We start from the raw sequence: 238 nt of genomic DNA, 5'->3' as shown, positions 1-238 counted from the left end.
CTGTAGGCTCCTACGCTGATCAAGTCACGGTTGCGTTGATAGCGAGAAAAAATCTGTTTAAAGGTGCGTGCTTTCTGCTGTTGTTCGGGCGTGACGATGGCGGTCATCGCGCGGCTGATCGAAGCCTCTATATCGATGGCGGGGTAGTGCCCGGCTTCTGCCAGCGTTCGTGACAGCACGATATGACCGTCCAAAATAGCCCTGGCGGAGTCAGCGATAGGGTCTTGCTGGTCATCGC

Annotated in this window: 1 pseudogene; it reads right to left on the bottom strand. The window is 55.9% G+C overall.

Features of this window, described 5'->3' with window-relative positions:
• Positions 1 to 238 (bottom strand): annotated as a pseudogene (locus SB753_RS41155) (flagellum-specific ATP synthase FliI); the annotation flags it as partial.

The sequence above is a fragment of the Paraburkholderia sp. SIMBA_053 genome (genome assembly GCF_046534895.1).
Classification (GTDB): domain Bacteria; phylum Pseudomonadota; class Gammaproteobacteria; order Burkholderiales; family Burkholderiaceae; genus Paraburkholderia; species Paraburkholderia caledonica.
This window is presented reverse-complemented; position numbering and strand designations above follow the sequence as displayed.